This is a genomic window from Dictyobacter kobayashii (assembly GCF_003967555.1).
In the GTDB taxonomy this organism is placed as follows: Bacteria; Chloroflexota; Ktedonobacteria; order Ktedonobacterales; family Ktedonobacteraceae; genus Dictyobacter; species Dictyobacter kobayashii.
The window spans coordinates 4682622-4697376 of the sequence record NZ_BIFS01000001.1; the positions used below are offsets into that span (position 1 = coordinate 4682622).

Annotated in this window: 11 protein-coding genes; 6 read left to right on the forward strand and 5 right to left on the reverse strand. The window is 48.9% G+C overall.

Annotated elements, in window-relative coordinates:
* The first annotated feature begins 94 nt into the window (after positions 1 to 94).
* Complete coding sequence (locus EL645_RS20490; RefSeq protein WP_126552229.1) at positions 95 to 448, forward strand: hypothetical protein; 354 nt, start codon at positions 95 to 97, stop codon at positions 446 to 448.
* A gap of 63 nt (positions 449 to 511) precedes the next feature.
* On the opposite strand, the gene EL645_RS20495 is transcribed toward EL645_RS20490, so the two are convergent.
* Together EL645_RS20495 and EL645_RS20500 are read right to left on the reverse strand one after the other, a co-directional pair.
* The gene (locus tag EL645_RS20495) at positions 512 to 3277 is read right to left on the reverse strand and encodes an ATP-binding cassette domain-containing protein (protein WP_126552230.1); all 2766 of its coding nucleotides are present in this window, start codon (positions 3275 to 3277) and stop codon (positions 512 to 514) included.
* Complete coding sequence (locus EL645_RS20500) at positions 3220 to 3618, reverse strand: FHA domain-containing protein (protein WP_161977531.1); 399 nt, start codon at positions 3616 to 3618, stop codon at positions 3220 to 3222. Before EL645_RS20500 ends, EL645_RS20495 begins: the two co-directional genes overlap by 58 nt.
* A 271-nt stretch (positions 3619 to 3889) precedes the next feature.
* On the opposite strand from EL645_RS20500, the gene EL645_RS20505 reads away from it, so the two are divergent.
* On the forward strand, positions 3890 to 4978 hold the full coding sequence (locus EL645_RS20505) for a DUF4179 domain-containing protein (protein WP_126552232.1): 1089 nt from the start codon (positions 3890 to 3892) through the stop codon (positions 4976 to 4978).
* Positions 4979 to 5103: 125 nt separating this feature from the next.
* Here the strand turns inward: EL645_RS20505 and EL645_RS42820 are convergent, their stop codons facing one another.
* Positions 5104 to 5631, reverse strand: coding sequence for a pentapeptide repeat-containing protein (locus EL645_RS42820; RefSeq protein WP_307720582.1), 528 nt, complete (start codon positions 5629 to 5631; stop codon positions 5104 to 5106).
* Between the two features lie 463 nt (positions 5632 to 6094).
* Positions 6095 to 6469: a hypothetical protein gene (locus EL645_RS20515; protein ID WP_126552234.1), complete on the reverse strand. Its 375-nt coding sequence runs from the start codon at positions 6467 to 6469 to the stop codon at positions 6095 to 6097.
* Between EL645_RS20515 and EL645_RS39400 the strand changes: the two genes are divergently transcribed.
* The 3 genes from EL645_RS39400 (at position 6468) to EL645_RS20525 (ending at position 10176) form a co-directional block, all read left to right on the forward strand.
* Positions 6468 to 6620 carry a hypothetical protein gene (locus EL645_RS39400; protein ID WP_161977532.1) on the forward strand — a complete coding sequence of 51 codons (153 nt, stop codon included), beginning with the start codon at positions 6468 to 6470 and terminating at the stop codon, positions 6618 to 6620. The genes EL645_RS20515 and EL645_RS39400 overlap by 2 nt on opposite strands.
* Positions 6621 to 7127: 507 nt before the next feature.
* Positions 7128 to 7967, forward strand: a complete 840-nt coding sequence (locus EL645_RS20520; RefSeq protein ID WP_161977533.1) for a ferritin-like domain-containing protein — start codon at positions 7128 to 7130, stop codon at positions 7965 to 7967.
* Between the two features lie 79 nt (positions 7968 to 8046).
* Entirely contained in the window at positions 8047 to 10176 is a 2130-nt protein-coding gene (locus tag EL645_RS20525) for a hypothetical protein (protein ID WP_126552236.1), read from the forward strand.
* Positions 10177 to 10278: 102 nt separating this feature from the next.
* Here the strand turns inward: EL645_RS20525 and EL645_RS20530 are convergent, their stop codons facing one another.
* The gene (locus EL645_RS20530; protein WP_126552237.1) at positions 10279 to 11415 is read right to left on the reverse strand and encodes a substrate-binding domain-containing protein; all 1137 of its coding nucleotides are present in this window, start codon (positions 11413 to 11415) and stop codon (positions 10279 to 10281) included.
* Positions 11416 to 11908: 493 nt separating this feature from the next.
* Here EL645_RS20530 and EL645_RS20535 point away from each other — a divergent pair, with 493 nt between their 5' ends.
* The gene (locus EL645_RS20535; protein WP_161977534.1) at positions 11909 to 14629 is read left to right on the forward strand and encodes an RICIN domain-containing protein; all 2721 of its coding nucleotides are present in this window, start codon (positions 11909 to 11911) and stop codon (positions 14627 to 14629) included.
* Positions 14630 to 14755 lie beyond the last annotated feature (126 nt).

A 14755-nucleotide genomic window follows, 5' to 3' on the forward strand; every position in this document is an offset into this window, starting at 1 on the left:
TTTTCTAGATGTGTAAAAAATGATAGATAATGCGAATAAAGTATTATCTACATTAACTAATTCCATACCTGCATCTTAACAGAGATTTATGTCAATGTCTAGCCATGAGTATCAACCTGCTGGGCTTTTTCATGCTCCTCTTTGGCACCTGCGGCGCCGGGTTGGGGGTGTGGAATGTGTGTGGTGGGCGGCCCTGCGGCCGCCCACCACACACATTCCACACCTGAAAGATGAACATTCTCTGGACGAACATGAAATAGCCCTGATCAACCTGCAGGGCTATTTCATGTTTCTCTTTGGCGCCTGCGGCGCCAGGTGTGGAGTGTGTCAGGTGGGCGGCCGCAGAGCCGCCCACCTGACACACTCCACACCTGAAAGAATGGGCCTCTTATCGCTTGCTCGTAATCTCTATGTTTGCAGGCAGGCAGCGGCTGCGGTCGCCCTCTAAACACACTCTACACCTGAAAGAATGTACATCGAGAGGTATTGTCCCCAGGCCCCCAGGTTTATATTACGTGCGTGTATCTTTGCGCTTTAGGAAAATGCCGATAATGGTTGTGAGTACCACAATAATCAGGCCCAGAGCTATCCAGGAGAGTAAGAGGCGATGGAGTGCATCACTCTGGCTATAAATTGAGAAGAGGGTACTATGATAGGTAGAGTCATCGCCGAAGAGTTTGTCTCCACCCGTCGTATCCGCATGTAATCCAATCGATGAACCTAATGCTGCCATGGCCCAGCGGGTAGGAAAGATCGTGGCCATAATCTGTGTCACCCAATCTTTCAGGGGGATAATCGCTCCTGAAAAGATGACTTGTGGGAGTAAAATAATCGGCACCAGGCTAATGGCCCGATCATTGTTGGGTGCAATGGCCGAGATCGTTAAGCCAACCATCAAGCCGGCTATGGACGTCAGGCTGAGCGTAATATAGGTCTCCAATATGGGAGACAGAAAGATGCCTTGTTGTAATGGTTCTCCAATTTCAACGACCAGGGTCAGAATAGCGCTTTGAAAGAGGCACAGCAGGCCCAGCACGACAATTTTGGAGAACATATAGGGTATGATGCCCAGATTCACCGTCCGTTCGCGCCTATAAATTGCCGCCTCTTTTACAATTTCTCTGGCCCCATTGATACAGCCAAAGAGAACAGTGGCAAAGGCCATGATAAAAAGTACTTTTTGCGCATCAGTACCAGGACCCTGGATCAGAAAAGATTGTAGGGCCTGGGCAATGCTGCCTTTTTGCTGCACAAAAGCCTTGGCCGCGCTATCTGTACCCAGGAAATGGAGTACCTGCTGGCAATCAATTAAATCTGTATGCTGCGCCTGTGGCAGTGCCAGTGGTCCTGACGAGGTAAGAATCTGGGTTCGGCATTGGGTTAATTTGTTGGCGTCAAAGATTCCGACACCTATCTCAAAGCGTACCATGAGTACCAGCATGATCGCGATGACGGGTGCCTGTAGTAGCAGGATAAGCAGGTTCCCAACATCATTTTTGAGCAATTCCAGGTAGCGCGCTGAGAGCAATGTAAATTGCGACCAGCCTTTACCCCGCTGTTTGGAATATTGCTTTTTCTTTGGCCGTCCCTGCTCTGCCTCCGCTAACTGCTTTTGGGCTTGATGCTCATGCAATGGTTTGATGATATAGCGCTGATAGTCCTCGGAGTTGCGAAAACGTTCTTCCGCCAGTTGAGGAATATCTGGTTGGTCCCTGGTCGGTTCCAGTGCGCTATAGATCTCGCTGAAATCTGTCTTCTCAAAGAAGGTTTTGGCTTCGTTTGGAGGGCCAAAGTAAGCGAGGCGTCCACCCTGGGCTAGAAAACAGACATAATCGCAGCTATTAATATTGTTGGTGGCGTGGGTGACCAGTACGATAGTGCGTCCACGATCAGCCAGGCGGCGTAAGAGCGTCATCATTTTGCGATCCAGGCCGGGGTCCAGACCGGACGTTGGTTCATCCAAAAAGAAGACGCCTGGATTTGCCAGTAGCTCAAGTGCAATTGAGACGCGTTTGCGCTGGCCACCGGAGAGTTTACTGACCAGCAAGTGCCGCCGATCTGTCATTTCAACATCTTCGAGCACTTCGTTGATGCGCCAGGCAATCTGTTCTTTCGTGAAATCGCCCGGCAAGCGCAGTTTCGCCGCGTAATAGAGCGCGCGCTCAACGGTCAGGTCACGATGCACAATATCATCCTGAGGCACATACCCCAGTTGTGTATTGAAGGCGGCCAGGTTGCGATAATAATCGACCTCGTTATAGAGGACCACTCCTTCCTGAGCGGGACGCAGACCATTTAGCGCATCCATCAATGTCGACTTACCTGCCCCTGAGCCGCCTACCAGTGCGACAAATTTACGTGGCGGAATCACCAGCGAAATATCATTGAGCAGGACGACATTGTTGTTACCTGACTTTTTCAGGTTGAGTGCCTCAATACGAATATGGTTGCTTTCGTCGTATGGGCGTAGTGCAGTCCCGGTGTACGTCAATCTATAGGGGCCGATACGAATATCATCGCCGGTTCTAAGTAACTGATGGGTGACACGCTCTCCATTTACATAGACATGATTCGTGCTATTCTGATCAAGCAGACGGTAGCCGCCGGCGACTTTTTCTATAAGTGCATGATGGGCAGACACCTGAGGATGATTGAGCACAACCATATTATTGGGGGTGCGTCCAATCGTTAATGTTTCCTCATGCAAGACGATCTCGGACATCTCTGGCAAATCTTCGGTAGGAGCCTCTGTTCCCGTATCGTAGGCCAGTGTTACCAGTGTGCCGTGCTCATCACCAACGCGAAAAATATCGCCTGCTTGTAGTTGTTGCCGAAATGGCTGATCTCCCCTGATGTGTTGTCCCTTATACCACAATCCATTCAACGTTTTCCCACGCAGAGGATGGGGGTGAACTAAAAACAGCTTATCCTCTTCCCGTACAATCTGAGCATGTTTGCCCGAGACAATTGGTGTATTGATCACAATTTCATTGTCTGTGTCGCGCCCAATGTTGGTGATTCTCTGGTTGAGCGCATATACCTGGCGCTCACTATTCGTATTGCTGCTGACAAGCAAGGATGGGACATTCGGGATCGAGAGGTGTGCCAGCAGCGTTTCACCGGGAGAATTGCTGGTGCGTAATTTTTCCGGCCATTCTGTCTTCGTGTTGATGGGTACTATCGGCTCACTTCCAGGCTTAGCCTCCAGATACGGAGGGGTTATCGCCCCTGATGGCTGTGGCTGGCCTTGAACCGCTTCTGCGTGGGAAGGGGACACAGGGAGCCCGATGGCATTTCTGGATAGCGTAAAAGGAAGACAAAGCTGATTGTCGAGCTAAGTTTTACCACATCATTATGGCGCAGGCGGCTCTGTGGTACTGACTGCTCATTGATAGCCAGCAAATTCCCCTGCGAAATATTTTCAATATTCCATCCGTCCCCAAGCCAGCTCATGCGAATATGATATCTGGAAATACCTGGGTCTGGCACAATAATGTTATTTTGCTTCTCGCGACCAAGTGTAACGACTGCTCCCTGGAAAAAAAAGATGTTTCCTGTCAGGGGCCCATTTAAAAAACGTACCGCAGCCTCTGCAAAGGGCTTCTGTACTGCTTCCAACAGCATCACTCCTTGCGCACTATACTAGCAGCAAAAATGCTGACATATACTTCAGAGTGTATCCCATGCTTTATGAACGAGCGCACAGCTCTTATTTAGACATGAGGTTAATTCTGTTTAAATGGTTTGTTCTTTGACTGCCATCGCTACATTCTCTAAGAGTGCAAGACAAGAAAATATCTCTTCTTATCGTAACACATAAAAAGATAGGTGTAACATTCTCTACGATTTTACGACTACAATACGAGAACATTTTAGAGGAGGCCGAATAGTGTATGAGCCTGAGCATATACATGCTAATTCGCCGCAACATATTTTAATCGAGGAGCTTTACCAGCGCTACTGGCTATTGCTGCAGCGCTGGCAGTTGATATTTGTGGCACTGGCGGCAATCTTGCTTATCACAAGCACCTTCTGGTTCATCAGTAGTCAACTATCTTTTCACACACCAGCTTCTCAGCCAGCCAGGACCACCGATCCCGCCTGCCCGTCCTTCAATGATGCGGGTTGGATGACGATCTGCCAGCATCATTATGACCAGCCCATCAAGCAAAGTCAGACTATCCAGCCCAGTACCCATGGCGCTTTGAAATTTACTGTTGATAGTGCCTACATTGATGGCAATCGTGCGATTATCAAATATACACATATGCCAACCATCAATGAAAAGCTCTATCTTCTTAGTGATTATCCGCAGCTCAGCACTGGCCAGGGATTGCAATTTCCAGGCATTAACGGTGGTACAGTGAAGTTAGCAGGGACGAATGCTGATGAAAATATTATGACTTTTGAGACCGCCAACCTGACCCGGCGGAGTGGCAGCCTCTCCCTGCACTTTATCGACGAGATGTCACTTTTTAAGTATCTTACTCCAACTGCTAAACAGCCAGACGGATTAACATTATTGGAAAAACATACGGTTGCCTTCAACTTCACCATCAAGATACAGCCGGAATATAAAGTCATTGAAGTAAATCAGACGCAAGCTGTAGAGGGTAAAGGGAGTGAACAATCTAAAGGGAATCTAACCTGGCAGCGCATCATTGTGACTCCGAGCGCGACACGCCTTATCATGTCAGGGATCAGCTTGAGAGGCAATGATATGAATGGATATGTCGAGCCCGATGGTCAAAAATGGGTGGATATGTTTCAAGTCTTCTTTGGGAAACAGCACGTGACAGATAAGCAATATGTAATGGACCAGCTATTGCAAAAGCAGCCACCTGTCTTTCAATTATTCTACTTTCAGCCGCTCTTTAACCAGTCTGGTCAGTGGTCCTTGCACTGGGCAATTTATAGAGATAGTACAGGAAAAAAGACACAAGACGTTGGCTACACCTACAATGTTCCCATCAAGTAGCACGCTTTTAAATAGCGAGCAATAGCAAAGTCCAGAAAAGAAGAGAAAACGAGAGGTCCCATCCCCTTAGAGCGGGATGGGACCTCTCGTTTCCAACTTAAAAATAAGATCTCTTCTTTTAATGCTTAAGGGAGAGCCTTTACGGGCTTAGCTGGAGATGATGTGGTTGCGGTATGCACGGCATCGAATTTTGTGTTGTTACCAATGACGGCCCGCGTCAAATTAGTACCCTGTAGATCCGCTCCCCGCAGGTCCATGTTCGTGAGATCAGCGCCTCTCATATTAGCCCGGCAGAAGTAGGTATGAGTGCCATCAACTCCATTCAAATGAGCATTGCGGAGGTTGGCATCGCTCAAATTTGCCCCGCTTATATTCGCGTGCCGTAAGTCTGAGCCTTCCAGATCTGCTTCTCGTAAGTCTGCGTTTTCAAGATTCGCCTCGGTCAAATCAACTCCATGAAAATCAATACCACGCAGATTAGCGTTGCGCAGGTCTGCTCCATGAAGATTTGGCTCTAACGCCTGAACATCAAAGTGTTCGCGTCGGCCATTTGTTCCAACTTTTGCTGCCAGAGGCGAGCAGATCCAGGTGTTTTTGAAGAGCCATATTTGTCTACTTTCTATGTTGCTTGTTCTTTTAATATACGCAGTAATAGTTTAATACTTCTAAACCTTCGAACAGGTTGTGATTGTGCACAAGCCTGGACATGCGAGAAAGCAGCATACTAACTCAGTTGCTTTCATCCTCAAGCAGGGAAAAGGTGAGAAGTAGTGAATTGTGGCACTCTCATAAAGGAGATCGGTAGTGAGCGCCATACATGAAAGAAGACAAGGTTTATGAGAGAGTCATGATACTTTTGAAGTATACATTATTTTTTAAAAAAATGCAATATATAAATAATAATCGAATGGCTTCTATATTTTCACTATTTTTTAATCAGGGGATTGGTATGATTTTGCATACGGGCGCAGCCGCGCCCGTACTGGTTGTGTGGTGAGTGGCGGCTATCTACTCCGCAGATAGCCGCCACTCACCACACAACCCATTTGGGTACCAGAGGTGTGAAAACGTATGGGACAGTTGAGCACTAACGATGCAAAAACGGGAAATATGCCATCAGGAGCCGTATACTCTGACAGTGAAACTGGATAGGTGTTGTATATGGTCGTACAGCCAGATCGCGCCACCATCACGATTGCCGGTGGCAGGATTGAATTGACCATCATAGGCGTTGCTGCTCTGTGTATACAGATCATTCAGGCTATCTGTGTCATTAGGATTTGCCACGATTTTAGTAGCATCTGTGTGTATCTGATTCAACTTCATCTTCACCGAGCAATAGTCCATTGGGCCCATTGGTAGATTTTCTGTTATCAGGCAAAGACATTGGCTTTCACCTTGTCCTGGCGCGTCGCGTCGGTGGTATGGGCGTGCCTCGTTTGAGCCAGCCCTGCAGCGTCTGCGCGAGATGGGGACGGCCACTTTAATCATGAGTGGTGATCCCCAGGAGGGGCGCATCATGCATGGCTATGCTGCCTCTCAACAGCCAGCTGGCCGTGGCTCCCTGGTACAACAGAAACTCCCGCCTACCCTGGTACAGGTGGCCTATACCGAGCCTGCTTATGCGTATAACGCAGATTAAAGCAGTAGCTTTTTACCTCAGAGCTTCGATTACAATATTTGAAAGATATATGCCAGCAAAGGCGGAACTATCCACCTTTGCTGGCATATATCTTTCAAATCAGGACGAGCTATCTAAACGAAGTAGGCATTATTTAGGCCCTCCAATGTATCTGTTATGACCCTTCACGTTTAGAGAAGTTGATTTTTACCAGAACCCGACCTCCTAGTACTATTACCCCTCAAATAATAAAAAGCGGTTAAATTTTCTCAATGTCATATTAGTACTTTAATATAAGTCCATGCACTCTTTGATAGAGGAGCTCTTTTATTTATGTTATGCTTCTCACAAGTCACCGGATGACAGATTGATACAGTCTGGCACATGTGTCAGAGCACAGATATTTACGACATCTGTGATTGTTATGCAGTCAACCAGATAACAGGTTGGCGGTGCATAAATTATATGGCTCTGTTTGTGATAACAGAAAAAGTATTTGTTCTTCACACGAAGAAAGGATTGAGAAGCATGAAACCAAGCTTGAAAACATCAACATATAGTCCATCGCGTCGTTCCGCCCTGAAAGGGACAATCGTCGGGGTAACTGGACTGGCGTTTGCCGGTGGTGTTGCAGGTGCAGGGGTATTGCTCACGGAGCAGCAGAACAAGGGAGCGCATGCAGCAGCCCCTAATCCGGCTACTCCGGCTGCAACAAAGCAAGCCATTGGTGCTATTCTCAACATTGCGGCGACGGCGGAAACCCTGGCAGTTGTCTTCTACTCACAGGTCCTTTCCCACGCCGATAACCTGGGACTCAAACCAGCCACACGCGTGAATATCAAAGCCACATTGGTTGAGGAACAGCTCCACCTCCAATTTCTCAATAAGCAAGGAGCAAAGTCCATGGCCAGGACCTTCAGTTTTCCCAATGGCCGCGATACTTTTAAGAATCTTGAACTCTTCCTCAAGACGCAGCAGCTATTAGAATCGGCTTTTGTAGCCGCGTACCTGGCGGCTGTAAAAGAGTTGGCGCAATTAGGGCGCCCGGACCTGGCTCAGATTGCTGCCCAACTGGCGGCTGTCGAGGCAGAGCACCGCGTCGTGGGACGCGTAATCGGAGCCATGTTGCCTATTGACAATGAGGCCTTCCCTCCACTCTTGCTCAAAAATGTTGCCGCAGCACCAGCCTTTCTAAAGGGAGCCGGCTTCCTTACTCCTCATAAAGACAACAGCTTCGATTTCCACGCGGTTTCCACGGTGGGAGCCGGTGTCACAATGACGATGCCTGCTGCAATGGTTCAAGCATCGACAAATACAACTATTACAACAGCTACTCCTGTAGCGGGTGCACCGCACTTGAAATTTTAGGACATTGAAGACAAGAGATTTTGAAGGCGGCTTGTTGAACGCAAGCTGCCACCAGTCTTGAAAGAGGTTCATAACATATATGTTGACAAAACCACGTGATCCAGCAAAGATGTTAAGAAATTCCGCGCATATGCGCAGGCAACGGCGTTTTTCGCCTCTGATGCTGATTGGCCTTGCTGTAACAGCCGTTGTCATGCTGATTGGCGTCGGCGTATTTGTCATCATCCCTCGCCTGGGATCACATGCGGCCGCGCCGGTTAATATGAATTGCACCCTGATGATCCCGGCTAATCCATTAACAGCCCAGGGACTCGCGACCCCTTATCAACTCGCGGCTACTGATCCTGCACAAGGAGCCTGCCACGAAGCTAATGTCAATCAGTCCGCCTTTGTGCAGGCAGTCATTCTGGACCCCCAGACTGGCAAGATGTCTGCTTATGAGCCACTGGTCGTCGACCAGGGTACGCAACCAGCGGTCGCCCCGGTCGTACCTCAGTTACCAGCAGGAGCAGTTGTTGGTATCTGGTTTGGCGACAACGGTACAGTCCTGACGCTGCAAAAAAATGCGCAGGCCGCCACACAAAACAATAATGCTGCGACACAAAACACGACTGCCGCCGCGCAAAACAATAATGCGGCCGCTGCTCAGGCGCAGCAACAAACCCCTGCGCAGGCCCAAAATGCCGCACAAAAAGTTAGAATGCGTGTTGGCGGACGGGGCATGAACGCTGGAAACTGTGTGAATGGTCTCGGGAATTCGCCCTTTGGACAGTTTGGTTATTGTAATGCCGTCAACTTTTTCAGGGTTGCTAATCAGCTGGTCGCGGCAGGAAAGATTACCATTCCCGCGCTCGGTACGGCCAAAGACGGCATGACATGTCCCTCAACCCGTGATTTCGGTATTGTCGATATGGACCAAAGCGACAATGTGCAGACACAGTATCTTGCCACGGCCAATGGTCAGACAGCCCAGCTCAATGCGGCCAATCAGGCCCAGTTACAGGGCTCCACGACACTTGGAAATCCCAGCGATAATGCCCTGGTCTCCAAGATTATTGATCCTGCCCTTGGTTGCACGCCATTTACCATCCCTGATCAGGTAAACCCGGCTACCCCAACAGCCACAATGGCAACGGACGAGATGGAGGCAGCCGCTGATCAGCAAGCTCCTATCGCCTTGATCCCGTCCATGGATGATTTTGTACTTGTGAATGGCCAACCCAACCTGAATAAGATCAATGCTTATCGTGTGGGTGTTGACCAGAATCCAGCTGCCACCCTTAACGATGCCAGCACAACCACCTATTGTCAGAATATCGTCAATGTGGCGCTACCTCGTTTGAACCTGGATATGCAGACATTCCAGAATGTGCCATCACCCGATGGCGGTGCGACAGCCAATAGTCTGTTTACCTTCCTTGCCAATCGTTTGAATACGACGCTGGGTGCTGGAGGACTCAACTGCGTTGGTGCATTGAACATTCAGAATCCAGTCGCGCTTACCACAGATGGTAATGGTGTTGTAACAGCGGCGACCATTACGGCAAAACCACTCCCGGCGAATGGAGGAAATGGTAACGGCAATACAGGCAACGGTGCCGGAGGTGTCCAGCAGGTCGCAACAGGAGGGGCAACTATTAATCTGGATACGGCCGCCGGCAATGCACCAGTGGCATTGAATATCACCTATCCAAATCATCCCAACCAATCCATTAATGTGAATGTGGTGACAAACAGTTGTATGGGTACGGCTATCTTTACGCAGCAAGAAAATACCGATGGCAATAGTCAAAACATGGCTAATGCTGTGATAAACAACTTGCAGGGGGTGCAAGCCATACCTAACAACTGGTTCTTCACGGTAACTGATCCTGCCCAGAACAACATGGTGGTTGGCTGTGGTTCCGTTGCCGCGAATGGCACGACCGGGACGGCAACATTAGGTACTGTTGCCGCAGCCTGTAATACTACCACGCCAGCGGCGGGCACAACGCCAGTTGCAACACCAGTAGCGGGTGCGACACCAGCAGTGGGTACAACACCAGTCGTGGGCGCGACACCAGCAGCGGGCGCGACACCAGTCGCGGGCACAACACCAGCTAGCACTGCTTGTACGCAAGGTACAGGTAACCAGAATGCCAATGGTGGGCAGAACAATACAGGAGGCACGCAAGGAAACCAGCCGCCGAAAAGAAAACACCATTACTAATCATCACATAGTGAACCTTTTTTCATTGCAACCAATGTGCTCTGCGCATTGGTTGCAATGCTCGTGTATCCTTTTTGGTGCCACGTTCAAGTGGTGTGATCTCTAGCTTAGATGAGGCCGTATCCATGTAATGGCTTCTGGCGAGTTATGGCCGCTCATGAGCGTATCAAGCATTGAGAACATGGCTTGCGTAATGTCGACCGGGTTGAACTCTAGCGCTGTTAGTTTTCGTAGGTGACCGAACAAGATGGGTGAGCCAGTATTTCTCTGTGCGACAACCTTGATGTCCTTACCTACACGAATCCCTAATTCTTCCAACGCCGCCAGTGCCCCATCCGCAATTAAATCATCCGCAATAAATAAACCATCTGGTCTGTGTTTGTTCTGTTCTCCAAATACTTCTTTTGCTAAGAGATATCCCTGCTCTTGCGCTGATAGAGCCTTCATGGACATTGGAAGGTGCGGTTGCCGCATGAATTCAGGATAGTAAGTCATCTTTTGCTCAAGCAGAGTCTGACGAAAATTTGTAAAGGCCGCCATATTCTCCATCTCAAGATGTGGTATCTCTCCAACATTCCACCCGGGAGTGCTAAAGTAGGCTATATTTGGCAGCCAGCAGGCCAGTCTCTTACAACCCTGTCGTATCAGTTCTCCTGCTGCCAGGCGTCCTGCTTCTGCCGTATCCATGATAACCAGCCAATCTCCACCACCCGCAAATGTAATACATGGGATGGCTGGCTCTGTTTCCTTGCCTATCCCTACTGTATGCAGGCCTATCGCTAATATTCCATCCACCCGCTTTTTTTGCAACATATGTATGATCTCTTCTGGCAATGAATTTTCCATATCTGGTATCTGCGTCACAAGCTGGAAGGTGTATCTTTCATTTTTAAAACCCTCTCTCCGCTGCGCCTCTTGCTCAAGATGTAGCCATAATAAGGCCCAGAAGGGAGAGAGTAGCTCTGAAATCAATTTATCTGCCGCAAATAAAACATGGATGGATTTTCGATAAATATTGGGTGAAACAAAGATCCCCAGACTTCGTTTACGATACAGGATCTGCTCAGTTTCTAAGAGGTCTAATGCATCTCTTAAAGTTACACTGGAGACCGCTAAATCTTTACATAGTGTGCTTACAGTTGGTAGCTGTGCGCCAGGACCTTTTTCAAAGGCCAACTTACGTAAGCTCTTGCAGAGTTCCTCTACACGTGTGTCGGCTCGCAGGTGTCGCGGTGTCACTATTATCTCTCCTTCGTTTCCTCGCTTGCAACTTCCTGAAAAAAATATTCTCGGTGTTATGTTAATATATACGACTTCTAGTACTATTTATTCTCATGTATATACTTGGAAATTAGTCTAGTTGCTACTCTAGAATAGCCATATATCCTCTTGATAAGCTCACTATTCACTCCTTTTTCTTCTCGATTTAAGCTTGACCATGGAAGATTAGTACCAAATGTCCTAATGCCATACAAGTGCTTGACAGGTATATTCCCCCTCCGTATACTTATATTAACATATGTAAGAAAAATAATTAAGTTTATTTTTCTCCCTATTGTGAAATTATCCTATTTCTTTTCCTTTGATATTAAAGGAGGTGATGTTACTAACAGGATTTTCTCACATGTAAGTGTTACAAAGCAATCTTCATTTGCTTACTGCAATGGACGCAATGTAGCAGAAACGGATTGTATCCAACATGTATCCACATCATATTAAGGAGGATTTGATTATGCACAAAGGACGTGCAAAGCCCCGCTTATTTGGAGTGCTTGCAACTCTACTTTTAGTAGTGTGTTCCATTTTCTTTACTTTCAGAGCATCTAATCAGAATGCTCATGCCGCTGATATCTCCCAGAGCTATAACTGGAACCAGCTCAAGATTGGTGGCGGTGGTTGGATCACGGGTATTGTCGCGCAGCCCACAACCCCTGGCCTTTTGTACGGTCGTGCTGATGTTGGCGGTTTATATCGATGGAATGAGTCAACACAGACCTGGACCCAGCTTTTTGTAGCTGGTGCTGTCCCCAACCCGACCCCTTCAGACTATAATGTGGAGAGTGTCGCGGTTAGCAAGACCAATAACCAGCTTGTGTACGCGGCGGTCGGCATCACCTACAATTTCACGACTGATACCCCGGCTGGCCGTATCCTCAAGAGCACCGACCAGGGTCGCACCTGGACCGATAACGGTCAGCGCTGGAAAATTTCTGGCAATTCGGATAACCGCCAGGAGAGTGAGCGTCTGGCCATCGACCCAAATAACGAGAATGTTGTCTACTTCGGGTCGCGCAATATGGGACTCTGGCGCACAACCGATGGTGGCAATACCTGGTCTCAGATCTCTAGCAGTATGGTTCCCGTCGTCTATACTCAGGGCGATAACAGCCCGGCTGGCATCAAATTTGTGGTCTTTGATCCTACCAGTGGTACCACCAATGGTCGCACGAATATTATCTATGCTGGCGTTACTGGTTCCGGTATCTATGAGTCTAAAGATGGTGGTGACTCCTGGACCAATATCTATCCTACCACTAGTGAGATCGAGGCTGCGGATGTAGGTAGCGATGGCAATGCTTACTTTTCTGTCACCGATGGTCACCTGCAACGCTATACTCCTTCTACCAATACCTGGAAGGATGTCAGTCCAAGTGGTAATCCTAACTACCTGACGGTGAGCGTTGATCCCTTTAATCCACAACGCATAATCGTTGGGACAAGTCCGGTCAGCGGTGGACACCTCTGGCGCACGACCAACGGGGGTGCTAGCTGGGATACCCTCAATGTTTCTCTGGCCTCAGCCGATATCCCCTGGATTACGAATACGGATGAAGGGAACTGGCTGAGTGTGGGTAATATCATCTTCGATCCCCAGGTTCCAGATCGTCTCTGGTTTGGTCAGGGCACTGGTGTCTGGCGTGCTGATGGCCTTAGCGGCTCGACGATTACCTGGAACTTTGTGAGTAAAGGGATCGAGGAGATGGTCTCGACCGATATTGTTGCTCCGCCAGGTGGTCAACCCGTCAACACTAACTGGGATCGCCAGGGCTTCTATCATGCGAATCCTGATCAGTATCCACAAAAAGAGCTGGTGAATGACAAGTTTTCCAGTGGCTGGGATCTGGATTATAGTGGCAACAATCCGCAGTTCCTGGTGGCTACGATCTCTGATCATCGTTTCATTAATCCGGATTATAGCGGCTATTCGACCGATGGCGGTCAGACCTGGACTCCTTTCAGTGCGACAAGCACTTCCAATGACCGTTTTGCTGGCGATATCGCGGTCTCGGCGACTGATACTAATAATATTGTCTGGCTGCCAACCTATGGTCGCAATCCCTATGTTTCGACCGATCGTGGCGCCAGCTGGCATGAGCTCACCTCTTTCAATGGGGTAACAGGCTTACACGTTCAGTATTATCTCAGTCAATTGAAGCTACTGGCTTCCGATAAGGTAGATGGGACCTTCTACATCTATAGCTCTAGTGGAGCCTTCTATCGCTCAAGCAATAGTGGTCAGACCTGGGAAAAGGCCGCCGGTGCTCCGGCTGGTGGTAGTGATGCCTGGGTCTTCAGCCAGATCCACGCGGTTCCTGGTCATGCTGGTAGCGTCTGGGCCAGTACCGCACAGGGAGGGCTTGCCTATACCGAAGATAAAGGCGATACCTGGACAAAAATCAGCGCCGTCCAGGAATCACATTCCTTTGGCTTTGGTGCCCCGCTGCCCGGATCTTCTTATCCAACCGTCTATGCGAATGCTAAAATCAATGATCAGTGGGGTGTCTGGCGTTCTAGCGACAAAGGTGTCACCTGGGATCTGGTCTCGGCCAACCCTCTCGGCATCTATGATGTAATCAATGTGGTTAATGGTGATATGAACATTCCAGGACGTGTCTATGTAGGCTTTACTGGCAACGGTTTTGTCTATGGCGATACGCAATCTGGCGGGTCCGGCACACCGACCGCGACAGCAACCACGCCCGCGGGAACACCAACCGCGACCTCGACCCCTACCGGGTCACAGCCTATACCCGATGGTCATTACAAACTGTCCAATCGCTTCAGTAATCTTGTGCTGGATGATACTAGCGCTGGTGGTGCGGGTACCCATCAGGAACAGTGGGCGGACAATGGTGGCTCCAATCAGCATTGGACCTTTACCTCTGTTGGTGGCGGCTACTACAAGATTACCTGTGATGCCAACGGTTTAGCACTCGATATCGATGGGGCCTCCACTAGCGATGGAGCAGCCGCTGTGTTGCAAAACTACACCGGCGTTGACGATCAGCTCTGGCAATTAGTACCAACAGATAGTGGCTACTACGACATCGTTAATAAAAATAGTGGCAAACTCTTAAATGACAATCTCTGGTCGCAGGATAATGGTGGCACTATTATTCAATATTCCCACACTGGTGGATCTAACGAGCAGTGGTTGCCAACCGGTGTGTGACCCGACCTCTATCTAGAAACTTTAGCCTTCTAGAATTAGAAAGGGAAAGTGGAGGGTCTCTCATCTTGCGAATGAGAGACCCTCCACTTTTCTTGCAGCCGTGCGGGCGTGCGCTGGCGCGCCCGC

Bases quoted from the DNA above. Each gene is read 5' to 3' on its own strand.
- EL645_RS39400 (WP_161977532.1), top strand. From the start codon at position 6,468: ATGAGTGGTGATCCCCAGGAGGGGCGCATCATGCATGGCTATGCTGCC.
- EL645_RS20490 (WP_126552229.1), top strand. From the start codon at position 95: ATGTCTAGCCATGAGTATCAACCTGCTGGGCTTTTTCATGCTCCTCTT.
- EL645_RS20515 (WP_126552234.1), bottom strand. From the start codon at position 6,469: ATGATTAAAGTGGCCGTCCCCATCTCGCGCAGACGCTGCAGGGCTGGC.
- EL645_RS20525 (WP_126552236.1), top strand. From the start codon at position 8,047: ATGTTGACAAAACCACGTGATCCAGCAAAGATGTTAAGAAATTCCGCG.
- EL645_RS20520 (WP_161977533.1), top strand. From the start codon at position 7,128: ATGAAACCAAGCTTGAAAACATCAACATATAGTCCATCGCGTCGTTCC.
- EL645_RS20535 (WP_161977534.1), top strand. From the start codon at position 11,909: ATGCACAAAGGACGTGCAAAGCCCCGCTTATTTGGAGTGCTTGCAACT.